Origin of the sequence: Streptomyces sp. NPDC056373, from assembly GCF_042262425.1 — a bacterium.
Classification (GTDB): domain Bacteria; phylum Actinomycetota; class Actinomycetes; order Streptomycetales; family Streptomycetaceae; genus Streptomyces.
On the sequence record NZ_JBHJPX010000002.1, the window covers coordinates 227327 to 250019 of the forward strand.

Sequence of the window (22693 nt, forward strand, 5' to 3'; positions counted from 1 at the left end):
AACATGAATTCCATCGACCGAAAGGTTGACGGTGGAGCAATGCGCGCAGCACATTGAACGTCGCTCTAACTGAGGGAGACCAGCATGCCGATCGAACAGCGCGGAGTCGACACCGTCCCGGAGGAGGAACGCACGAGCGGGCCACGCGACCTCGTCTCGATCCTGCTCGGCTCCAACCTCTGCCTGGGTGTGATCGTCTTCGGCTGGCTGCCGCCGTCGTTCGGCCTGGACTGGTGGTCGTCGGTCAGCGCGGTGCTCGCCGGCACGGTGGTGGGCGTGCTGTTCACGGCCCCGCTGGCGCTGGTGTCGCTGCGCACCGGCACCAACCTGTCGACCTCCTCCGGCGCGCAGTTCGGGGTGCGCGGGCGGCTGGTCGGCTCGGTGGTCGGGCTGCTCCTGGCCCTCGGCTACACCGCGCTGACGGTGTGGATCGGCGGGGACGTGATGGTGAGCGTGCTGGGCCGGCTGGCCGGACTGCCGCAGGGCGGGATCTCGTACGGCGTGGTCTACGGGCTGCTCGCCGCGGCCACCGTCGCGGGCGCCGTCTACGGCTACCGGGTCCTGCTGGCGATGTCACGGGTGCTGGCGTTCGGCATGACGGCCCTGCTGGCGCTCGGCGTGATCGCCTACGCCCCCGGCTTCACCGCCGCGGCGCTGCCGGAGGCCGGCGGCTATCTGCTGGGCGGGTTCTGGCCCACGTGGCTGCTCGCGGCGGTGGCTGCCGGACTGTCCGGACCGGTCGCGTTCATCACGCTGCTCGGCGACTACACCCGCTACATCTCACCGGCCCGGCACTCCCCCCGCCGGGTGCTGCACGCGACCTGGCTGGGACTGATGCTGGGCCTGCTGGTGCCGCAGTTGTTCGGCACGTTCACGGCGTACGCGGCCGGAGCGGCCCTCGACTACGCGGGCCCGCTGGTCGACGCGGCCCCCGGCTGGTACCTGGTCCCGCTGCTGCTCGCGGCCTCGGCGGGGTCGGTCGGCAACGCGGGGCTGATGCTGTACTCGATGGGTCTCGACCTGGACGCGATCCTGCCGCGCGCCTCCCGGGCCCGGGCGACCCATGTGGTCGCGGCCGTCGCCACGGCGGCGACCCATGTGGTCGCGGCCGTCGCCACGGTCTGTGTCTTCGCCGGGCACTACTACTCGACCGCGCAGGACGCGATGACGTCCTTCGTGCTGCTCCTGACCGCCATCGGCACGCCCTGGGCGGTCATCACCCTCATCGGCTTCGCCCGCTGCGGCGGCGTCTACGACCCGGACGCCCTCCAGGTCTTCAACCGCCGCGCCCGGGGCGGCGTCTACTGGTACCGCTCCGGCTGGAACGTCCCGGCGGCCCTCTCCTGGGCGGCCGGGGCGACGGTGGGCGTCCTGGCGGTGTCCCTGCCGCCCTACGAGGGCCCCCTGCTGGCGCTGACGGGCGGGGTGGACTGCAGCTTCCTGCTGTCGGGGGTGGTGGGAGGGGTGGCGTATCTGGTGTCGTCCCCGGGGTCCGTTTCGACGGAACCCGGGGTCGAGGCCCCTGCACCGGCATCGGTGTCCGACTGATGCGGGCGGTGGGGGGGGGGACGGGCCCGGAGGTCCGGGGGCGGAGCCCCCGGGGGCCCGGGCGCGGTCAGCCCAGGCGGTGCATCCAACCGTGGGCGTCCGAGGCCGTACCCCGCTGAATGTCAAGCAGCGCCTGGCGCAGCCGGAGCGTGACCTCGCCCGGCTCTCCCCCGCTCTGCTTCCACTCCGCCGTGGCCCGCTTCACCGTACCGACCGGAGTGATCACCGCGGCCGTACCGCAGGCGAAGACCTCCGTCAGCGACCCGTTCTCCGAGTCCCGCTGCCACTGGTCGACCGAGACCCGGCCCTCCTCGGCCTCGTACCCGAGGTCGCGGGCGACGGCGAGCAGGGAGTCGCGCGTGACGCCCTCCAGGATCGACCCGGTCAGCGACGGCGTGACGATCTTGTCGCCGTACACGAAGTACAGGTTCATGCCGCCCAGCTCCTCGACCCACGTGTGCTCCACGGCGTCGAGGTAGCAGACCTGGTCGCAGCCCTTCGTCGCGGCCTCGGCCTGCGCGAGCAGGGACGCCGCGTAGTTGCCGCCCGTCTTCGCGTCGCCCATGCCGCCGGGGACGGCGCGGACGCGGTCCTCGGAGACCCAGATGGACACCGGCTTCACACCACCGGGGAAGTACGCCCCGGCCGGGGAGGCGATCACCAGGAACAGGTACTCGTTGGCCGGCTTCACACCCAGCCCGACCTCGGTGGCGATCATGAACGGGCGCAGGTAGAGGGACTCCTCGCCGCCGTGCGCCGGCACCCACGCCTTGTCCTGCTGCACCAGGACGTCGCACGCCTCGATGAACGTCTCGACCGGCAGTTCGGGCATCGCGAGCCGGCGGGCGGAGCGCTGGAACCGCTCGGCGTTCTTCTCGGGCCGGAAGGTGGCCACGGATCCGTCGGGCTGCCGGTAGGCCTTCAGCCCTTCGAAGATCTCCTGTGCGTAGTGCAGGACCGTGGTGGCGGGGTCGAGGGAGATCGGCGCGTACGGCACGAGCTGGCCGTCGTGCCAGCCCCGGCCTTCCGTCCACTTGATCGTCACCATGTGGTCGGTGAAGTGGCGGCCGAACCCGGGGTTGGCCAGGATCTGCTCGCGCTCGGCGGCGGAGAGCGGGTTGGCGGAGGGCTTGAGCTCGATCGTGGGCGTCGTCATGGGTTGATGTCCTTCACCGGTTGTAGTGACGGGCCGCGCTCGGTACTGCTCTGATGGTGACCAGTGCTAGGACGTCCGAGCATTCCCTCATTCCGCGGCCTCGCGTTCGATTATCGCCCGGAGGCGGCGGCGGAAGGAACGGGGTGACTGCGGCCCGGTGGTCGAGGGTGGCACCCGGCGGGAACATGCGGAAGCCGCCGGGCGCGGATGCGACCCGGCGGCCTGCGGAAAGCAGCGGCGGGTCAGCCGGCTACGCGTACGGCGAGCGCGTCGCCGGTCTCCGAGGTGGTACGGGCGGGCTTGCCGGCGCGCTCGCCGAGGTCGGCGGCGACCGCCTCGTCGATGCGGGCGGCCTCGGCCTCGTAGCCGAGGTGGCGCAGGAGCAGCGCGACGGACAGCACGGTGGCGGTCGGGTCGGCCTTGCCCTGCCCGGCGATGTCCGGGGCCGAGCCGTGCACGGGCTCGAACATGGACGGGAAGTCGCCGGAGGGGTTGATGTTGCCGCTCGCGGCGACGCCGATGCCGCCGGAGACGGCCGCGGCGAGGTCGGTGACGATGTCGCCGAAGAGGTTGTCGGTGACGATCACGTCGAAGCGCTCGGGCTGCGTGACGAGGTAGATCGTCGCCGCGTCCACGTGCATGTACTCGGTGGTGACCTCGGGGAACTCCTCGGCCACCTTGTTGAAGACGTTCGTCCACAGGTGTCCCGCGAAGGTCAGCACGTTGTTCTTGTGGATCAGCGCGAGCTTCTTGCGGGGGCGGGCCTGCGCCCGGGCGAAGGCGTCCCGGACCACGCGCTCGACGCCGAAGGCCGTGTTCACGGAGACCTCGGTGGCGACCTCGTGCTCGGTGCCCTTGCGGATCGTGCCGCCGTTGCCGGTGTACGGGCCTTCGGTGCCCTCACGGACCACGACGAAGTCGATCTCCGGCTCGCCCGCGAGCGGGGTGGCGACACCCGGCAGCAGCTTGGAGGGACGCAGGTTGACGTGGTGGTCGAAGGCGAAGCGCAGCTTGAGCAGGAAGCCGCGCTCCAGGACGCCGGACGGCACGGACGGGTCGCCGATCGCGCCGAGCAGGATGGCGTCGTGCCGCTTCAGGGCGTCGAGGTCGGCGTCGGTGAGGGTCTCACCGGTGGCGTGGTAGCGCCGGGCGCCGAAGTCGTACTCCTCGGTCTCCAGCTTCACATCCTGCGGAAGGACGGCGGAGAGGACCTTCAGGCCTTCGGCCACGACCTCCTGGCCGATGCCGTCACCGGGAATCACTGCGAGATTGATGCTGCGAGACATGCGGGCACCCTACTCCTCGTCCCATGGGATGACACGCGGTGTCCGTGATGCGGACACATCCGGAGGCGTCCACCCGGGGGACGGCACGCGTCCGTCGGGTGCCGTTCACCCGTATGTGGTGCGGTCGTTGGCCTTTGCTGGGAAGTTCTCGGGACATGGAGATCCCTCACTTCGGCATCCCGCCCGAGCTCGCCGGCCGGATGAGCATGGCGGAGCAGCACGAGTACCTGCGGACGCGGCTGTCGCGAAGGCGCACCCTGGTGACCGCGGGCGCGGTGGCGAGCGGCCTGCTGACCGGCTGCGGCTCCGGCTCCCGTGCCGGGCAGGGCGGCGCCACGGCGACCGGGGGCCCGGCGCCCGCCACGTCGAAGGCGCCCGGCTCCTTCGTCACCCCGTTCGGCCGCCATCTGGCCTTCGGCGCCGATCCGAAGACGCAGATGCGGATCTCCTGGCAGGTGCCGCTCGCGGTGAAGAAGCCGTACGTCCGGGTGGGCCTGCGCCCCGACGACCTCGGCCGCAAGGTCGAGGCGGAGCTGCGCGACCTGCACACCCCGGAGCTGAAGGGCATCCGGGCGGCGGTCGAGCAGTACTACCTGCACGCCGCGCTGGACGGCCTGCGTCCGGACACGACGTACTACTACGGCGTCGGCCACGAGGGCTTCGACCCGGCCTCCCCACGGCACCGGTCGACCGTCACGTCCTTCCGCACGGCACCGGCGAGTGCGCCCGAGCGTTTCGTGTTCACCGCGTTCGGCGACCAGGGCGTCGGTGACGAGGCGGCCCTCAACGACCGTACGCTGCTGCGCCACGAGCCCGCCTTCCATCTGCACGCCGGTGACATCTGCTACGCCGATCCGACCGGCAAGGGCAAGGAGTCGGACGTCTTCGACGCGAGCCAGTGGGACCGGTTCCTGAAGCAGACCGAGCCGGTGGCGCGGTCGGTGCCGTGGATGGTGACGACCGGCAACCACGACATGGAGGCCTGGTACTCACCCGACGGCTACGGCGGCCAGCTCGCCCGGTTCTCCCTGCCGGACAGCGGCTTCGACGCGCGCACGGCACCGGGGGTGTACGCCTTCACGTACGGCAACGTGGGTGTGGTCGCGCTGGACGCGAACGACGTGTCCTACGAGATCCCCGCCAACTTCGGCTACACGGAGGGCCGGCAGACGACGTGGCTGGACGGCAAGCTCGGCGAGCTGCGGTCCTCGAAGGACGTCGACTTCATCGTCGTCTTCTTCCACCACTGCGCGTACTCGACGTCCACGCACGCCTCCGACGGCGGAGTGCGCGCCGAGTGGCTGCCGCTGTTCGCCCGGCACGAGGTGGACCTGGTGATCAACGGGCACAACCACGTCTACGAGCGGACGGACGCCATCCGGAACGGCGAGGTGGGCCGGCCGGTGCCGGTCGGCGGGACGACGGATCCGCGGCGGGACGGGATCGTGTACGTCACCGCGGGCGGGGGCGGCAAGGACCTGTACGGCTTCCCCGACGGCGTCAAGGAGAGCTACGAGGGGAACACCGCCGACCACGAGCCGGTCACCACGTTCCGGTGGACCAAGTCCCGGGACACCAAGGCGGAGTCGGCGCAGTGGTCACGGGTGCGCTACCGCGGCTTCTCGTTCCTCTCGGTGGAGGCGGTCAGCGGCGCAAGGCCGAGGCTGAAGGTGTCGGCGCTGGCGTCGAGCGGTGAGCGGATCGACCACTTCGAGGTGCGGCGCGGGGCATGAGACCCGCACCGCGCCCCGTCGGGCGGCTCCCGGTCCTGTTGCGGTGCGCGGCTCAGTGGCCGCTGGATCCGCCGTTGTCCCTGCGGTCGAGGGCGCGCTGGAGCGCGGCGGCGGCGTTCTTCCGGTCGGACTCGGTCGTGCGGGAGACGTGGCGGACTCGGCGGCGGACGGTCGTCTCGGCCATGGGAAATCGACTCCTTCGACAGCACGGAGTGCACAGGGAGGGTTACGAGACTCCCCCACTGCCTAATGGGCGTGGGTGGGACCCCCAAAGGGGCGGGGAGCGGTGCCGCAGGGGTTGCCTGCACGGGGCCCGGCTCACGACCGCCATTCGCTTGGTCGAGCGAGACGTTCGGCTCCTACAAAGCTAAGGGAGCGCGGAGCGTCTGTCTCCACAATTACTCGGACTTCCTACTATCTGAGACGGTGGACTGGGTCACACCGTGCTGACCTGCGGTGATTTCTAGAGCACGTCGCCGTCGCGCCAGTCGAAGACCAGCTCGTGCGCGGGGTCGAGGGAGCCGGCCAGGGCGGTGCGGACATACGTGCTGCCCTCCTCCTCCGGCAGCCGGACGATGCCGTACCGCGGGCCGAGGGCGTGCACCCGACCGCTCCAGCACTCCCAGCCGCGGGAGGTGTAGAGCCGGGCACCCTCGTCGCTCGCGGACAGGGCGCCGAGATCGTAGGCGCGGTCGACGACACGCTCCAGCTCCGCCATGACCCGCCCGCCGAGGCCGCCACGGCGGACGTCGGCGCGCACGGCGACGTTCTCGACGTACCCGGCCCGCAACCACCGCCCCCCGTGCCGCACCCGCCGCATCACGACCGCCCCGTGCGCGGCGAGCCCGGAGCCGTCGTGCACGAGGGCGTGCATGCCGCCGAGCCCGTGATCCCAGTCCTCGTCCCCGAAGTCCCCCTCGAACGCGGCGTCCAGCAGGCCGCGCACGGCGTCGAGTTCGGCGGGGCTCAGATCGGCGGTGTGGGCGGTGCGCACAGGGATGGTCATCGGCCCAGTCTTTCGCCCGGCATGCCGACGGGCCAGGTCTTTTCGACCTGGCCCGGCGGTTCGTGCGGGGGGGGTGTCAGCCCATGTGCGGGTACGTGTAGTCCGTCGGCGGGACCAGCGTCTCCTTGATGGCGCGGGTCAGGGTCCAGCGCATCAGGTTCTGCGGGGCGCCGGCCTTGTCGTTGGTGCCGGAGGCACGGCCGCCGCCGAAGGGCTGCTGGCCGACGACGGCGCCGGTCGACTTGTCGTTGATGTAGAAGTTGCCGGCCGCGTAGCGGAGCTTGTCGGCCGTGTAGGCCGCCGCCGCGCGGTCGTTCGCGATGACCGAGCCGGTCAGGGCGTAGTCGGAGACGGACTCCATCTGGGTCAGCATCTCGTCGTACTTGTCGTCCTCGTAGACGTGCACGGCGATGATCGGGCCGAAGTACTCGGTGCGGAAGACCTCGTTCTCCGGGTCGGTGCACTCGATGACGGTCGGGCGGACGAAATAGCCCTCGGAGTCGTCGTAGGTGCCGCCCGCGACGATCGTGCAGGTGGCGTCCTCCTTGGCGCGGTCGATGGCGGCCTTGTTCTTGGCGAAGGCACGCTCGTCGATGACGGCGCCGATGAAGTTCGACAGGTCGGTGACGTCACCCATCTTGATGCCGTCGACCTCGGCCGCGAGCTCCTCCTTGAAGCCCGCGTTCCAGATCGAGGCCGGGATGTACGCGCGGGAGGTGGCGCTGCACTTCTGGCCCTGGAACTCGAAGGCACCGCGGGTGAACGCCGTCTTCAGGATCGCCGGGTCGGCCGACGGGTGGGCGACGAGGAAGTCCTTGCCGCCGGTCTCGCCGACGAGGCGCGGGTAGGTGCGGTACTTCTCGATGTTGTTGCCGACCGTCTTCCACAGGTACTGGAAGGTGGGCGTCGAGCCGGTGAAGTGGATGCCGGCGAGGTCGCGGTGCTCCAGGGCGACCTCGGAGACCTCGATGCCGTCACCGGTGACGAGGTTGATGACGCCCTTGGGCAGACCGGCCTCCTCCAGCAGCTGCATCAGCAGCACGGCGGCGTGGGTCTGCGTCGGGGACGGCTTCCAGACGACGACGTTGCCCATCAGGGCGGGGGCCGTCGGGAGGTTGCCCGCGATGGCGGTGAAGTTGAAGGGCGTGATCGCGTAGACGAAGCCCTCCAGCGGGCGGTGGTCCAGACGGTTCCACACACCGGGCGAGTTCGCCGGGGGCTGCTCGGCGAGCAGCTTGCGGGCGTAGGAGACGTTGAACCGCCAGAAGTCGATCAGCTCGCAGGGCGTGTCGATCTCGGCCTGCTGGGCGGTCTTGGACTGGCCGAGCATGGTGGAGGCGGCGAGCGTCTCGCGCCAGGGCCCGGACAGCAGTTCGGCGGCGCGCAGGATGATCGCCGCGCGGTCGTCGAAGGACATCGCACGCCAGGCGGGAGCGGCGGCCAGGGCCGCGTCGATGGCGTCCTGGGCGTCCGCCTGGGTGGCGTTGCGGTACGTGCCGAGCACGGCCCGGTGGTTGTGCGGCTGGACGACCTTGAAGGCCTCGCCGCCGCCCATCCGCTTCTCGCCGCCGATGGTGCAGGGCAGGTCGACGGGGTTGTCGGCCAGCTCCTTCAGCTTGGCCTCCAGGCGGGCCCGCTCGGGCGAGCCGGGGGCGTAGCCGTGCACCGGCTCGTTGACGGGGGTGGGGACCTGGGTCACAGCGTCCATGTTTTCCGTAACTCCTTACTGAGCGGTGATTCGGTCAGCCCTTGGTGAGCATGCTGCGGGCGAAGAAGCGCAGGTTGGCCGGCTTCTCCGCGAGACGGCGCATGAAGTAGCCGTACCAGTCGGTGCCGTACGCGGTGTAGACGCGCATCCGGTGGCCCTCGGCGGCCAGCCGCAGGTGCTCGTCGGTGCGGATGCCGTACAGCATCTGGAACTCGTACTCGTCGAGCTTGCGCCCGGCCTGGTGGGCGAGCTCCTGGCCGATCGCGATCAGGCGCGGGTCGTGGGACCCGATCATCGGGTACCCCTCCCCCGCCATCAGCGTCCGCAGAACGCGGACGTATGCCCGGTCGATCTCGTGTTTTTCCTGGTACGCGACCGACGCAGGCTCCTTGTAGGCGCCCTTGACCAGGCGGACCCGGCTGCCGCTCTCCGCGAGGCGGCGGGCGTCCGCCTCGGTGCGGAACAGGTAGGCCTGGATGACGCAGCCGGTCTGCGGGAAGTCCTTCCGCAGCTCCTCGTGGATGGCGAACATCGAGTCGAGGGTGGTGTGGTCCTCGGCGTCGAGCGTGACCGTGGTGCCGATCTCGGCGGCGGCCTCGACAACCGGGCGGACGTTGCTCAGGGCCAGCTCGTGGCCGTCGTCCAAGGCCTGCCCGAACATCGACAGCTTCACCGACATCTCGGCGCGGGTGCCGAGCTCCAGCGGCTTGAGGCGGTCGACCAGCTCCAGGTAGGCGTCCCGGGCTGCGGCGGCCTGCGCGGGGTTGGTGATGTCCTCGCCGACGACGTCCATCGTCAGTTCGAGGCCGTGGTCGGCGAGGTCCCGGACGACGGGGACGATGTCGTCGACGTCCTCGCCGGGGATGAAGCGGTCGACGACCTGCTTGGTCACCGGGGCCGCCGAGATCAGGCGTCGCATCCGGTCGCTGCGGGACGCGGCGAGAATCACGGGACCCAGCACGGGGCACCTCCAGAGCACAAGCAACGTGATGGCCGGACCCCTCGCGCATGACGCGTCGGGTACGGCACGGAGAACCACCGTGAAACCTAAGGATCCCTCCGATCGTGGGCCATCGACAGCTGTCACGCATCCGTGCCGCAGATCTCAGACAGATGTATGAAGGGTTCCGGGAAGTGCGCGACAATGCCCGGGTGACGTCGGAACACAGGGGCGACTACGAGGAGCTGGTCGAGGAGATCTCGGAGCTGCTGGGCGCGCCCGCGACCCTGGAGAACCGGGACTTCGAGCTGATCGCCTTCGGGGCCTACGACAGTGAGGGCGACCTCGACCCGTCGGCCCTGGACCCGGTGCGCACCCGCTCGATCCTCACCCGCCGTTCGACGGCGGCGGTCCGGGCCTGGTTCGAGGGCTTCGGCATCACCCGGGCGACGGCGCCGGTCCGTATCCCTCCGACACCGGAGGCCGGGGTCTACCGGGGCCGGATCTGCCTCCCCGTCCGTCACCGGGGCGTGGTGCACGGCTATGTCTGGCTCCTGGACGACGACCCCGGCCCGAGCGAGCCCCGGCTCACCGCCGCCATGGGGGTCACGGCCCGTATCGGCGCCCTGCTCGCGGACGAGGCGCAGCACGGCGCCGACCTCAGCCGCGAGCTCCGGGCCGTCCTCACCGCCGAGCCCGGCTGGCAGAGCGACATGGCCGTCGCCGAGCTCCGTACGGCCCTCGGCCCCCGCGCCGACGGCCTCCACGCCCTGCTGTGCGTCGCCCCCTGGCCCTCGGCCGATCCGGACGACGCACCGTCGGTCCGTGCGGTCCCCGGTGCGACGGCGCTGTGCACCCTGCCGTGGGGAGCGGCGGCCCAGTGCCTGGCGGTCTTGATCCGCCTGCGCTCCCCGGACGTCCTGACTCCGGCGACCACGGCGGCGGGGCGGCTGCTGGAGCGGGCGCGCGGCGCAAGCGGCCCGGAGAGCGGGGCGAGCGGGAGAACCGGGAGCGGGCCGGGCAGGGCAAGCGGGGCGAGCACACCGAGCACCCCGAGCGGGAAGAGCGACGGCCCGGGATCGGCGGCCGCCGGTCTCGCCACCCCCCGTTCCGGCCTCGCCGAGTCGGCAACCGCCTGGCGGGAGGCGTCGGCGGCCGCCCGGGCGGCACTGGCCGAGGCGCGTTTCGGGCCGGTCGCGCGGTGGGCGTCGATCGGGCCGTTCCGGCTGCTCACCGCCCTGCCCCCCGAGGTCGCTCACGACCCCGTCGCCCGCGCGTTGCTCACCCCGGTCCATCACGAACTCGCCCGGACGGCCGAGGTCTACCTCGACTGCGCCGGCCAGGCCGCCCGGGCCGCCGCCGAGTTGGGCATCCACCGCCAGACCCTGTACTACCGCCTGTCCCGGATCGAGAAGCTCACCGGCCTCGACCTCGACGACGGCGAGGACCGTCTGCTGCTGCACATGGCCCTCAAGGCCCACCGACTGTGAGGACGGCCCGTTCATGCCGCTGCTGCTGCTCGACCTCGACAACACCCTGATCGACCGGGACGCCGCCTACCGCGCCACGCTGCTGGACTTCCTCGCCGACCACGGGCTGCCCGAGGACGACGTCGACTGGCTCATGACCGTCGACGCCAGTGGCTACACGCCCCGGCCGGAGGTCGCCCGGGCCATGCAGGGGCGGTACGGCGACCGTGTCCCCGGGGAGGCGGTCCGCGCTCTGCTCGACCGGGGCGCGGCCGACCGTGTCGTGCTGACCGCGCCCGTCCGCACCGCGCTCGAGAAGGCAACCGCCGCCGGCTGGACCCTCGCCATCGTCACCAACGGCCGTACCTCCCAGCAGGAGAGGAAGATCCGCGTCACCGGCCTCGACGCGCTGACCCACGGCTGGGCCGTCTCCGAGGCCGTCGGCCACAAGAAGCCCGCGCCGGAGATCTTCCACGCCGCTGCCGCCGCTGCCGGCGCCACGCTCGACGGCGCCTGGGTGATCGGCGACTCCCCGCACGCCGACATCGCCGGCGCGGCCGGCATCGGCGCCCGCAGCGTCTGGGTGTCGTCGGGCCGCTCCTGGACCGGGACGGCACTCACCCCCACCCGTACCGCCCCCGACACCGCCTCCGCCATCGACTCGGTGGTCGGCGCGCCCGGGTGAGGCGTCACTTCCCCCCGGCCGCCTCGATCACCCGGCGGAGTCCAGCTGCGAGCTGCTCGGCCTCCGGAGCGTGCTCCGGGTCGAAGGTCCACTGCGCCATCAGGCCCATCATCATGGTCAGGTAGAAGTACCCGACGGTGTCCACCTGCTCGTCCGTCACGTCGGCCTCGTGTCCGCCGAGGAAGAGGGGCAGGATGCCGCGCGCGCCCTCGCGCTGGGCCCGTGCGAGGTGCTCCCGCACCTCCGGCAGCTGGTCTCCCATGGCCACGATCTCCAGGCTGAGCCGCCACATCGAGCCGGGCTCCCGCATGGTCCCGATGATGTTCGCCCAGACGTCGGTGAAGCGCTCCAGCGAGCCCGGCTCCCCGCGCAGCTCACCGCCGCCCTCGAAGGCGTCGGACATGCCCTCCACCATCTCCACGTACGCCTGTGCCAGCAGCGCGTCCTTGGAGCCGTAGTGGTAGCCGATCGACGCCAGGTTGGTCCCCGACTCCTTGACGATGTCGCGCGCGGTCGTGCGCAGGAAGCCCTTCGCCAGCAGGCAGCGCTTCGCGCCCTCCAGCAGATCCTCACGATGTCCCATGGCGCGCCAGCCTAACCGGGAATCCAGACGGACGTATTAAACGCCCGTACTAGACAAGCGTTTAGTGCGCTCGTACAGTCCTGCCCATGACGACGAACCCACCCCCGCCCGCCCTCGCCGGCCGCCGCGAATGGACGGCCCTCGGCGTGCTGATGCTCCCGCTGCTGCTGGTCTCGATGGACGTCTCGGTCCTCTACTTCGCGATCCCCGCGATCAGCGCCGACCTGGAGCCGAGCGCCACCCAGCAGCTGTGGATCTTCGACATCTACGGCTTCGTGCTGGCCGGTCTGCTGATGACGATGGGCTCCCTCGGCGACCGCATCGGCCGCCGCAGGCTCCTGCTGATCGGCGCCGCCGCCTTCGGCTCGGCCTCCCTGGTCGCGGCCTACGCGAACAGCGCCGAGACCCTGATCGCCGCCCGCGCGGTCCTCGGCATCGGCGGCGCGACGCTGATGCCGTCCACGATGGCCCTCGTGCGCACGATGTTCACCGACCCCGCGCAGCGGACCAAGGCGATCGGTGTGTGGTCGGGCGTGATGACGGCCGGCATCGCGCTCGGCTCGGTGATGAGCGGGGTGCTCGTCGAGCACTTCTGGTGGGGCTCGGTCTTCCTGGTCAACCTGCCCGCGATGCTGCTGCTCCTGGCCCTCGGCCCCGTCCTGCTGCCCGAGTCGCGCACGCCGCACCCCGGCCGCTTCGACCTGCTGAGCGTCCCGCTGTCGATGGCGGCGGTGCTCCCTGTGATCTACGGGCTGAAGGAACTCGCGGCCGAGGGCTGGAACGTGCGGTACGTGATGTCGGTGACCGTCGGCCTGCTCTTCGCCGCGCTGTTCGTCCACCGCCAGCGCACGGCGGCCTCCCCGCTGATCTCGCCGGACCTGTTCCGGGCCCGCGGCTTCAGCCCGGCCGTCGTCCTCAACCTCGCCGCCGCCTTCGGCATGATGGGCTCGGCGTACTTCACGACCCAGTACATCCAGTCGGTCCTGGACAAGGGCCCCCTCGAAGCGGCGCTGTGGAGCCTGCTGCCCTCGGTGCCCATCGGGCTCGCCGCCCCGGTCTCCGCACAGCTCGTGCAGCGGGGCGTTCCCCGTGCGCACGTCGTGGGCGGCGGCTTCGCGGTCGCCGCGTGCGGCTACGTGATGCTGGCCCTGGCCGGCACGGATTCGCTCTGGCTGCTGCTGGCCGCGTGCGCCGTCCTGGCCTGCGGCATCGTGGCCGTCATGTCGCAGGTGGCGGACCTGGCCCTGAGCGCCGCTCCCGTGGAGAAGGCGGGCGCCGCGTCGTCCCTGCTGGAGACGGGCACGGAGTTCGGCGGCGCGCTGAGCATGGCGTTCCTCGGCTCCATCGGCACGGCCGTCTTCCGGCACGAGATCCCGGACTCGGCACCCGCTGCGGCACACGAGACCCTGGGCGGTGCCCTGGCCGTGGCCGACCGGCTTCCGGGGCGCGCGGGAGACGCCCTGGCGACGGCGGCGCGCGAGGCCTTCACCAGCGGCATGCACGCGGCGGCCGTCACGGGCGCGGGGCTGCTGGTCTGCGCGGCGGCAGCGGCGGTGCTGACCCTGCGGCGGGGGGCGGTACGGAAGAACGCCGGACGGGCTGATCAGCTCAGCCCGTCCGGCGTCTGAAAGCCGGCCCGTTCAGGGCGAACGGGCGCCCGGGGGCGCGGCCCCCGGGAAAGGTCAGGCCAGGTTCACCGACCGGGCCGAGGTCGCCCCGATCTCCGCGGCCACCTCGGCCAGCACGGTCGCGGTCACCGTGTCGTCCACGGTCAGGACCGCCAGCGCCTCGCCGCCGGCCACCGAACGCGACACCTGCATGCCGGCGATGTTGAGGCCCGCCTCGCCGAGGATGCGGCCGACCGTGCCGACGATGCCGGGACGGTCCTCGTACTTCAGGACCAGCATGTGGTCGGCGAGCGCCAGGTCCACGTCGTAGTCGCCGACCGCGACGATCTTCTGGAGGTGCTTGGGGCCGGCGAGCGTGCCGGACACCGACACCTCCTCGCCGTCGGAGAGCGTGCCACGCACCGTGACGACGTTGCGGTGCTCGGTCGCCTCGGAGCTGGTGGTGAGGCGCACCTCGACGCCGCGCTCCTGCGCGAACAGCGGGGCGTTGACGTAGGAGACCGTCTCGTCGACGACGTCCTCGAAGACACCCTTGAGCGCGGACAGCTCCAGCACCTTCACGTCGTGCTGGGTGATCTCGCCGTAGACCTCGACGTCGAGGCGGACCGCGACCTCACCGGCGAGCGCGGTGAAGATCCGGCCCAGGCGCTCGGCGAGCGGCAGACCCGGCTTGACGTCCTCGGCGATGACGCCGCCCTGGACGTTGACCGCGTCGGGCACGAGCTCACCGGCGAGGGCGAGGCGCACCGAGCGGGCGACGGCGATACCGGCCTTCTCCTGCGCCTCGTCGGTGGAGGCGCCGAGGTGCGGGGTGCAGACGACCTGGTCGAACTCGAAGAGCGGGGAGTCCGTGCAGGGCTCCTTCGCGTACACGTCGAGACCGGCACCGGCGACCCGGCCCTCCTTGAGGGCGGAGTACAGCGCCTCCTCGTCGACGATCCCGCCGCGCGCGGCGTTGACGATGCGCACGCTCGGCTTGACCTTGCGCAGCGCCTCGTCGCCGATGAGGCCGACGGTCTCGGGGGTCTTGGGGAGGTGCACGGTGATGAAGTCGGAGACCTCGAGCAGCTCGTCCAGCGACAGCACCTTCACGCCCATCTGGGCGGCGCGGGCGGGCTGGATGTAGGGGTCGTAGGCCACGACCTTCATGCCGAACCCGGACATGCGCTGGGCGACGAGCGCGCCGATGCGGCCGAGGCCGACGACACCGAGGGTCTTCTCGGCCAGCTCCACGCCCGTGTACTTGCTGCGCTTCCACTCGCCGTTCTTCAGCGCGGCGTTGGCCTGCGGGATGTGGCGGGCGGTGGCGACGAGGAGACCGCAGGCCAGCTCGGCGGCGGTCACGATGTTCGAGGTGGGGGCGTTGACGACCATCACGCCGGCCTTGGTGGCGGCGGAGACGTCCACGTTGTCCAGGCCGACGCCGGCTCGTGCGACGACCTTCAGCTTGTTCGCGGCGGAGATCGCCTCGGCGTCGACCTTGGTGGCCGAACGGACCAGGATCGCGTCCACGTCGGCGATGGCCGGGAGCAGCTCGGCCCGGTCCGCGCCGTTGCAGTGCCGGATCTCGAAGTCCGGGCCCAGGGCGTCGACGGTGGCGGGCGACAGCTCTTCAGCGATGAGTACGACGGGTTTCGAGCTCACGTGAGTCCTCACAAGTCCAGTGCTGCGGACGGCCGTCCCGACGGCCGCAGGCGGTGGAGGGGGGCTAGCCGCGGAAGACGCACGACGCTGTGGGCCTGACGCGTATGTGTGCAGCAGTCTAGTGGCGCATGGGACGTCGTCCTGTGCCGCTGCGGAAGGATCACCCGTCCGTGGCCGGACGGGATGGACAACGCCGTACCACCGACGTTACCCGGGGTTCGCCGAAGGGGCCGGAGCGGGTCGCTCCGGCCCCTCGGGCGGGCGGCTCACGCCTCTTCGTCGACCCAGCTCATGAGCTTGCGCAGCTCCTTGCCGGTGGTCTCCAGCAGGTGCTCGGAGTCCTGCTTCTTGTACTCGTTGTACTTCTTCAGGCCGCCGTGGTACTCGTCCATCCACTGCGTCGCGAAGGTGCCGTCCTGGATCTCGGCGAGGACCTTCTTCATCTCGGCCTTGGTGGCGTCCGTGATGATGCGCGGGCCGGTGACGTAGTCGCCCCACTCGGCGGTCTCGGAGATCGACCAGCGCATCTTCTCCAGACCGCCCTCGTACATGAGGTCCACGATCAGCTTCAGCTCGTGCAGGCACTCGAAGTAGGCGATCTCCGGCTGGTAGCCGGCCTCGGTCAGCGTCTCGAAGCCCGCCTTGACCAGCGCGGCGGTACCACCGCAGAGGACGGCCTGCTCACCGAACAGGTCGGTCTCGGTCTCCTCGGTGAAGGTCGTCTTGATGACGCCGGCGCGGGTGCCGCCGATGCCCTTGGCGTAGGACAGGGCCAGCTCGAAGCCGTTGCCCGTGGCGTCCTGCTCGACGGCGGCGATGCACGGAACGCCGCGGCCCTCCTCGTACTGGCGGCGGACCAGGTGGCCCGGGCCCTTCGGGGCGACCATGCAGACGTCCACGCCGGCCGGGGGCTTGATGAAGCCGTAGCGGATGTTCAGGCCGTGGCCGAAGAACAGGGCGTCGCCGTCGTTCAGGTTGGGGGCGATGTGCTCCTCGTAGACCTGGGCCTGGATCGGGTCCGGGACGAGGATCATGATGACGTCGGCCTCGGCGGCGGCCTCCGACGGGCTCACCACGCGCAGGCCCTGCTCCTCGGCCTTGGCCTTGGACTTGGAGCCCTCGTGCAGACCGACGCGCACGTCGACACCCGAGTCACGGAGCGACAGCGCGTGGGCGTGGCCCTGGCTGCCGTAACCGATGACCGCGACCTTGCGGCCCTGGATGATGGACAGGTCGGCGTCGGCGTCGTAGAACAGCTCGGCCACTTTGGGTTCTCTCCTCGGGAGTGCAGGTGTTGCGTCCCACCGTATGACGGGGGGCGGAAGGGAAGTCTGCGGGTCTCGGAATACGGGCGGCCGACGGCGCGCCGACCGCCCGTTCCGGGTCTTACGCCGACCGGTCCAGGGCGCGCAGCGACCGGTCCGTGATCGAACGGGCACCGCGGCCGATCGCGATCGTGCCGGACTGGACGAGCTCCTTGATGCCGTACGGCTCCAGCATCTTGAGCATCGCGGTCAGCTTCTCGCCGGAGCCGGTGGCCTCGATGGTGACGGCCTCCGGGGAGACGTCGACGGTCTTGGCGCGGAACAGCTGGACGATCTCGACGATCTGGGAGCGCGTCTCGTTGTCGGCGCGCACCTTCACCAGGACGAGTTCGCGCTGCACCGCCTGCGACGGCTCCAGCTCGACGATCTTCAGCACGTTGACGAGCTTGTTGAGCTGCTTGGTGACCTGCTCCAGCGGCAGGTCCTCCACGCCGACGACGATGGTGATGCGGGAGATGTCGGGGTGCTCGGTGACGCCCACCGCGAGCGAGTCGATGTTGAAGCCGCGGCGGGAGAACAGGGCGGCGATCCGGGCGAGGATGCCGGGGGTGTTCTCCACCAGGACGGAGAGCGTGTGCTTGGACATGATCTCTTCGGTCTCTCTCGCTCAGTCGTCTTCGTTGTCGCCGAAGTCGGGGCGGACGTCCCGGGCGGCCATGATCTCGTCGTTGGAGGTGCCGGCGGCGACCATGGGCCACACCATCGCGTCCTCGTGGACGATGAAGTCCACGACGACCGGGCGGTCGTTGATCGAGTTCGCCTCCTCGATGACCTTGTCGAGGTCGTCCGGGGACTCGCAGCGGATCGCGTAGCAGCCCATCGCCTCCGACAGCTTCACGAAGTCGGGGACGCGGGTGCCCCGGGCCTGCGGGTTGACGTCGTCCGGGCCGGAGTGCAGCACGGTGTTGGAGTACCGCTGGTTGTAGAAGAGGGTCTGCCACTGGCGGACCATCCCGAGGGCGCCGTTGTTGATGACGGCGACCTTGATCGGGATGTTGTTCAGGGCGCAGGTGGTGAGCTCCTGGTTGGTCATCTGGAAGCAGCCGTCGCCGTCGATGGCCCAGACGGCCCGCTCGGGCGCTCCGGCCTTGGCGCCCATGGCGGCCGGGACGGCGTAGCCCATCGTGCCGGCGCCGCCGGAGTTGAGCCAGGTGCCCGGCTTGTCGTACTCGATGAAGTGGGCGGACCACATCTGGTGCTGGCCGACGCCCGCCGCGAAGATCGTGCCCTCGGGGGCGAGCTGTCCGATGCGCTCGATGACGTGCTGCGGGGAGAGCGAGCCGTCGCCGGGCTGGTCGTAGCCGAGCGGGTAGGTGTCGCGCCAGCGGTTCAGGTCGTTCCACCAGGCGCTGTAGTCGCCCTGGTGCCCCTCGCTGTGCTCCTTCTGGACGGCCTGGATCAGGTCGGCGATGACCTCTCGGGCGTCACCGACGATCGGCACGTCGGCCGCGCGGTTCTTGCCGATCTCGGCCGGGTCGATGTCCGCGTGGACGATCTTGGCGAGCGGGGCGAAGCTGTCCAGCTTGCCGGTGACGCGGTCGTCGAAGCGGGCGCCGAGGGCGACGATCAGGTCGGCCTTCTGCAGTCCGGTGACGGCGGCGACCGAACCGTGCATGCCGGGCATGCCCAGGTGCTGCGGGTGCTTGTCGGGGAACGCCCCGAGCGCCATCAGCGTGGTGGTGACGGGGGCACCGGTGAGCTCGGCGAGGACCTTCAGCTCGGCGGTGGCCTTGGCCTTGAGCACGCCGCCGCCGACGTACAGCACCGGTCGCCTGGCCTGGGTGATCAGCTTGGCGGCCTCGCGGATCTGCTTGGCGTGCGGCTTGGTCACCGGGCGGTAGCCGGGCAGGTCCATGGCGGGCGGCCAGGAGAAGGTGGTCTTCGCCTGGAGGGCGTCCTTGGCGATGTCGACCAGGACCGGACCGGGGCGGCCGGTGGAGGCGATGTGGAACGCCTGGGCGATGATCCGCGGGATGTCCTCGGCCTTGGTGACGAGGAAGTTGTGCTTGGTGATCGGCATGGTGATGCCGACGATGTCCGCCTCCTGGAAGGCGTCGGTACCGATCGCCTTCGACGCCACCTGGCCGGTGATCGCGACCAGCGGCACGGAGTCCATGTGCGCGTCGGCGATCGGGGTGACCAGGTTGGTGGCGCCGGGCCCGGAGGTGGCCATGCAGACACCGACCTTGCCGGTGGCCTGCGCGTAGCCGGTGGCGGCGTGACCGGCGCCCTGCTCGTGGCGGACCAGGACGTGGCGCACCCGGGTCGAGTCCATCAGCGGGTCGTAGGCCGGGAGGATCGCACCGCCGGGAATGCCGAATACCGTGTCGGCGCCGACCTCCTCGAGAGAGCGGATGAGGGACTGCGCGCCCGTCACCTGCTCGGGGGCGGAGTGTCCTCCGGATCGGGGCCGGGGCTGCGGGTGGTGGGCCCCGGTGGCCTGCTCGGTCATCGGCATTCTCTTCTCAGATGCTGAGGGTTTTTGCGAGGTTTGTACGATCTTCGGCTGTTGCACGAAAGGCGCCTGTGCAACAAAAAACCCCTCGTGCCATAAGGCAAGCGAGGGGAGCGCGCCGGGTGGGGTCGCTGAGCGGTCGAGGCTCAGCGTCAGCCGACGCGCTTTCCAAGTACGAGAATTCGGGTGCGCATGGCACTGACCCTCTCCCCGGCACGCACTCACTGTCAAGTGGGTGGGACGGGAGTCTCATTATGTGAGCGCAGTGTCGCGCCGCCTCCGATGACGGCAGACACGCCCGAGCTGTACACCCGCGGGGCGCCACCCGCGAACGCCGGTTCGGACGGCCCCTTCGGCACCGGACAGTGGCCCCCGGCGAGCGCCCGGCGCAGCCGGTACTCGTCGAGCGGCCCGGAGAACGCCATGCCCTGCCCGTGCGTACAGCCCATCGCGCGCAGGGCGACGACCTGCTCCGGCAGATCCACCCCCTCGGCCACGGACTTCAGCCCGAGGTCGCCCGCGATGCGCAGCAGCCCGCTGGTGATCTTGTGCAGGCGCGCGGACTCGACGACGCCCTCGACCAGACCGCGGTCGAGCTTCAGTACGTCGACGGGGAGCCGCCGAAGGGCCGTGATCGCCGCGTAGCCGCTGCCGAAGCCGTCGAGCGCGATCCGTACGCCGACCCGTCGCAGGGCCCCCAGACGCCGCTCCAGCTCCTCCAGCGAGATCCTCGGGTCGGCGTCCGACAGCTCGATGACCAGCGCGCCCGGCGGCAGTCCGTGCCGCGTGAGCAGTGCCTCGATCGAGCCGAGCGGCATCGAGCGGTCCAGCAGCCGGCGGGCGCTCATCGGCACGACGACCGGCACGGACAGCCCGGTGGCGTGCCGCTCGGCGGCCTGCTCGACAGCCTCCTCGATCATCCACCGGCCCAGCTCGGCGGTCTTCTCGCTGTCCTCGGCCACCCGCAGGAACTCCGCCGGGGTGAAGAGCACCCCCTGCGAGGAACGCCAGCGTGCCTGAGCGGACACCGACGAGATCCGGCCGTCCTCCAGGGACACCACCGGCTGGTGCAACAGGGCGAACTCCCCGTCGTGCAGCGCGGCCCGCAGGCGGGTGGCGAGCTCGGCCTTGCGGACGACGTCCTGCTGCATCTGCGGCTTGTACAGCTCGACACGGCCCTTGCCGCTGGCCTTGGCCCGGTACATGGCAAGGTCGGCGTTGCGCAGCAGTTCACCGGCGCCGAGACCGGATTCGGCGAAGGCCACGCCGATGGAGGCGTTGACCCGGACATCGTTGCCGTCGATGACGTAGGGCTGGGACAGCGTCGCCCTCAGGCGGTCGGCGAGCTCCAGTATGTGCCGCTCGCGCGCGTCCCGGTCGCGGGTGTTGTCCCCGGCGATCAGGGCGGCGAACTCGTCCCCGCCGAGCCGGGAGGCGGTGTCGCCGTGCCGGACGGAGTCCTGGAGCCTGCGGGCGGCCTGGACCAGCAGCTCGTCCCCGGCCTGGTGACCGATCGTGTCGTTGACGGCCTTGAAGCCGTCGAGGTCGATGAACAGCACGGCCGTGTTCCGCAGGGCCACGCCCCGGTCGGAGGCACGGCGGCCCGACAGGGCGTGCTGGACGCGCTTGGTGAACAGGGCGCGGTTGGGCAGGTCCGTGAGCGGGTCGTGCTCGGCGTTGTGCTGCAACTGGGCCTGGAGGCGGACCCTCTCGGTCACGTCGCGGCTGTTGAAGATGAGGCCGCCGTGGTGACGGTTGATGGTCGACTCGACGTTCAGCCAGCCTCCCCCGCTCTCGGCTCCGCTCGAGCGGGAGGTACCCCCACCGCCCGAGCGGAAACGGCACTCGATGCGTGTGGTGGGTTCCTCGACCGGGTCGGCGGCGAGGAACCGGCGCACCTCGTGCACGACGCAGCCCAGGTCCTCGGGGTGGATGAGATTGGCCAGTTCCGTACCCACCAGCTCCTCCGCCGGGCGGCCGTACACACCGGCGGCGGCCGGGGAGACGTACCTCAGCACGCCACTGGGTGCGGCGATCATGATGACGTCGCTGGAGCCCTGCACCAGGGAGCGGAAGTGGTTCTCCTTCTGCGCCAGTTCCTGGGTGAGGGTGATGTTGTCGAGCAGCATGATGCCCTGGCGCACGACGAGCGCGAGGACCACCGTGCCCCCGGTGAGCAGGACCACGCGGTCGACGCTGCGGCCGTTGAGGACGTTGTAGAGGATCCCGAGGGTGCACACGGCGGCCGCGAGATACGGCGTGAGGGCGGCGAGGGAGCCGGAGATGGGCCGGGCGGCCGGGTACCGGCTGTGCTCGGCGCCGGGCAGGGACTGGTGGTGGGTGCCGGCGCGCTGCCCCGGTACGTGCTCGTGCACCACGCGGGTGTGCCCGGCGGCGCCGTGCCGCTCGGAGCCGTGCCGGTCGCCCTCCGCGCGCGCCCCCGCCCACGGGGCGTACGCCAGGAGCAGCGAGCCGGCGAACCAGCCCGCGTCGAGCAGCTGGCCGGAGCGGTAGTCGTGGTGCATGAGCGGTGAGGTGAACAGGGCGTCGCACATCACGGTCAGGGCGAGGGCGCCGATGGCGGTGTTCACGGCGGAGCGGTTCACCGCCGACCGCCTGAAGTGCAGGGCGAGGACCATGCTCACCAGGGCGATGTCGAGCAGCGGGTACGCGAGCGACAGCGCGATGTGCGCCACGCCGGGCCCTTCGGATTTCGCGGCCTGGGCGAGGGCGAGGCTCCAGGCCAGCGTCAGCAGCGAGCCGCCGATGAGCCAGGCGTCCAGCCCCAGGCAGACCCAGCCCGCCTTGGTCACCGGACGTTTGGCGAGCACGAGCAGTCCGACGATCGCGGGCGGCGCGAAGCAGAGGAAGAACAGGTCCGCGTAGCCGGGACTGGGCACGGGCAGTCCGAGGACCACCTCGTACCACCCCCAGACGAGGTTGCCCAGGGAGGCCATGGCCGAGGAGAGACCGAAGAGCAGCCAGGCGGGCCGAAAGCGGGTGCGGCGGCTGCGGGCGTAGAGGAAGCACGAGACGGAGGCGGTTCCGGCCGCGGCGCTCAGCCCGAAGTCGCCCATGAACAGGGCCACTTCGTAGGAGCCCCAGCCGCACGCGGCACCGACGGCGTATCCCGCGCAGGCCAGGGCGAGGACGAGTTGGAGGGCCAGGCCCGGCCGGCGGCCGGGGACCGGCGTGCGGGGCAGCAGCGCACCCGTGGACGGAGGCTGTGCCCGCAGCGCTCCGTCCAGCGTGGGCGTGGGGGGCGCGCTCACCGGGTCCTCCCGGCCCGCACGGCTCCCGGGTCCCGCGAGCCCCGGTGGACCGGCTGGGCATGCCGCCCGCTCCTGCCGGACCTGCGGTGAGGGCTGTGATCGACGCGGTGATCGGTGTGGTGTTCGCTGTGGTGGGTGTGGTGGCCGACGTGATCGGCGTGCCGACCGCGTCTGCTCGCGGCCGTCCGCCCGGGTCGCCGCCGGCAGCCCCGCCCCATCGGATCGCTCGTCCAAAGGCCGTGCATCGCCTGTCGC

17 protein-coding genes are annotated in these 22693 nt (G+C 71.1%); 5 read left to right on the top strand and 12 right to left on the bottom strand.

The annotated features are described in order from the left end of the window. The first annotated feature begins 84 nt into the window (after positions 1-84). Positions 85-1548, top strand: a complete 1464-nt coding sequence (locus ACFCXS_RS05005) for a cytosine permease (protein WP_376641677.1) — start codon at positions 85-87, stop codon at positions 1546-1548. 67 nt (positions 1549-1615) lie between these two features. Here ACFCXS_RS05005 and ACFCXS_RS05010 read toward each other — a convergent pair whose 3' ends face one another. Together ACFCXS_RS05010 and ACFCXS_RS05015 are read right to left on the bottom strand one after the other, a co-directional pair. Beyond that, complete coding sequence (locus ACFCXS_RS05010) at positions 1616-2704, bottom strand: branched-chain amino acid aminotransferase (protein ID WP_376641678.1); 1089 nt, start codon at positions 2702-2704, stop codon at positions 1616-1618. A gap of 242 nt (positions 2705-2946) precedes the next feature. Beyond that, positions 2947-3990 carry a 3-isopropylmalate dehydrogenase gene (locus ACFCXS_RS05015; protein ID WP_376641679.1) on the bottom strand — a complete coding sequence of 348 codons (1044 nt, stop codon included), beginning with the start codon at positions 3988-3990 and terminating at the stop codon, positions 2947-2949. Between the two features lie 155 nt (positions 3991-4145). Here ACFCXS_RS05015 and ACFCXS_RS05020 point away from each other — a divergent pair, with 155 nt between their 5' ends. Then, on the top strand, positions 4146-5723 hold the full coding sequence (locus tag ACFCXS_RS05020) for a purple acid phosphatase family protein (RefSeq protein WP_376641680.1): 1578 nt from the start codon (positions 4146-4148) through the stop codon (positions 5721-5723). Between the two features lie 52 nt (positions 5724-5775). Here ACFCXS_RS05020 and ACFCXS_RS05025 read toward each other — a convergent pair whose 3' ends face one another. The 4 genes from ACFCXS_RS05025 to ACFCXS_RS05040 all read right to left on the bottom strand — a co-directional run bounded on the left by ACFCXS_RS05025 (position 5776) and on the right by ACFCXS_RS05040 (position 9398). Further along, positions 5776-5907 carry a hypothetical protein gene (locus tag ACFCXS_RS05025; protein ID WP_104781486.1) on the bottom strand — a complete coding sequence of 44 codons (132 nt, stop codon included), beginning with the start codon at positions 5905-5907 and terminating at the stop codon, positions 5776-5778. A 279-nt stretch (positions 5908-6186) separates the two neighbouring features. Then, on the bottom strand, positions 6187-6729 hold the full coding sequence (locus ACFCXS_RS05030) for a GNAT family N-acetyltransferase (RefSeq protein WP_376641681.1): 543 nt from the start codon (positions 6727-6729) through the stop codon (positions 6187-6189). A 76-nt stretch (positions 6730-6805) separates the two neighbouring features. After that, a complete protein-coding gene (pruA, locus tag ACFCXS_RS05035; protein WP_376641682.1) occupies positions 6806-8437 on the bottom strand; it encodes an L-glutamate gamma-semialdehyde dehydrogenase in 1632 nt (543 codons plus the stop codon). 34 nt (positions 8438-8471) lie between these two features. Then, on the bottom strand, positions 8472-9398 hold the full coding sequence (locus tag ACFCXS_RS05040) for a proline dehydrogenase family protein (RefSeq protein WP_376641683.1): 927 nt from the start codon (positions 9396-9398) through the stop codon (positions 8472-8474). A 152-nt stretch (positions 9399-9550) separates the two neighbouring features. On the opposite strand from ACFCXS_RS05040, the gene ACFCXS_RS05045 reads away from it, so the two are divergent. Both ACFCXS_RS05045 and ACFCXS_RS05050 read left to right on the top strand, forming a co-directional pair. After that, the gene (locus tag ACFCXS_RS05045) at positions 9551-10867 is read left to right on the top strand and encodes a PucR family transcriptional regulator (protein ID WP_376641684.1); all 1317 of its coding nucleotides are present in this window, start codon (positions 9551-9553) and stop codon (positions 10865-10867) included. Positions 10868-10880: 13 nt separating this feature from the next. Further along, positions 10881-11531: an HAD family hydrolase gene (locus ACFCXS_RS05050; protein ID WP_376641685.1), complete on the top strand. Its 651-nt coding sequence runs from the start codon at positions 10881-10883 to the stop codon at positions 11529-11531. 4 nt (positions 11532-11535) lie between these two features. Here the strand turns inward: ACFCXS_RS05050 and ACFCXS_RS05055 are convergent, their stop codons facing one another. After that, positions 11536-12114 (bottom strand): TetR/AcrR family transcriptional regulator, encoded by a 579-nt coding sequence (locus tag ACFCXS_RS05055; RefSeq protein ID WP_376641686.1) that lies wholly within the window; start codon positions 12112-12114, stop codon positions 11536-11538. A gap of 86 nt (positions 12115-12200) precedes the next feature. Here ACFCXS_RS05055 and ACFCXS_RS05060 point away from each other — a divergent pair, with 86 nt between their 5' ends. Beyond that, the gene (locus ACFCXS_RS05060) at positions 12201-13742 is read left to right on the top strand and encodes an MFS transporter (protein WP_376641687.1); all 1542 of its coding nucleotides are present in this window, start codon (positions 12201-12203) and stop codon (positions 13740-13742) included. A 54-nt stretch (positions 13743-13796) separates the two neighbouring features. Here the strand turns inward: ACFCXS_RS05060 and serA are convergent, their stop codons facing one another. The 5 genes from serA to ACFCXS_RS05085 form a co-directional block, all read right to left on the bottom strand. Then, positions 13797-15386, bottom strand: a complete 1590-nt coding sequence (serA, locus tag ACFCXS_RS05065; RefSeq protein WP_376641688.1) for a phosphoglycerate dehydrogenase — start codon at positions 15384-15386, stop codon at positions 13797-13799. 266 nt (positions 15387-15652) lie between these two features. Continuing rightward, complete coding sequence (gene ilvC, locus ACFCXS_RS05070; RefSeq protein ID WP_344458959.1) at positions 15653-16651, bottom strand: ketol-acid reductoisomerase; 999 nt, start codon at positions 16649-16651, stop codon at positions 15653-15655. Between the two features lie 121 nt (positions 16652-16772). Continuing rightward, positions 16773-17297, bottom strand: coding sequence for an acetolactate synthase small subunit (gene ilvN, locus ACFCXS_RS05075; protein ID WP_003993148.1), 525 nt, complete (start codon positions 17295-17297; stop codon positions 16773-16775). Between the two features lie 21 nt (positions 17298-17318). After that, the gene (locus tag ACFCXS_RS05080; RefSeq protein WP_376641689.1) at positions 17319-19163 is read right to left on the bottom strand and encodes an acetolactate synthase large subunit; all 1845 of its coding nucleotides are present in this window, start codon (positions 19161-19163) and stop codon (positions 17319-17321) included. A 230-nt stretch (positions 19164-19393) separates the two neighbouring features. Then, the gene (locus ACFCXS_RS05085; RefSeq protein WP_376641690.1) at positions 19394-22438 is read right to left on the bottom strand and encodes a putative bifunctional diguanylate cyclase/phosphodiesterase; all 3045 of its coding nucleotides are present in this window, start codon (positions 22436-22438) and stop codon (positions 19394-19396) included. Positions 22439-22693 lie beyond the last annotated feature (255 nt).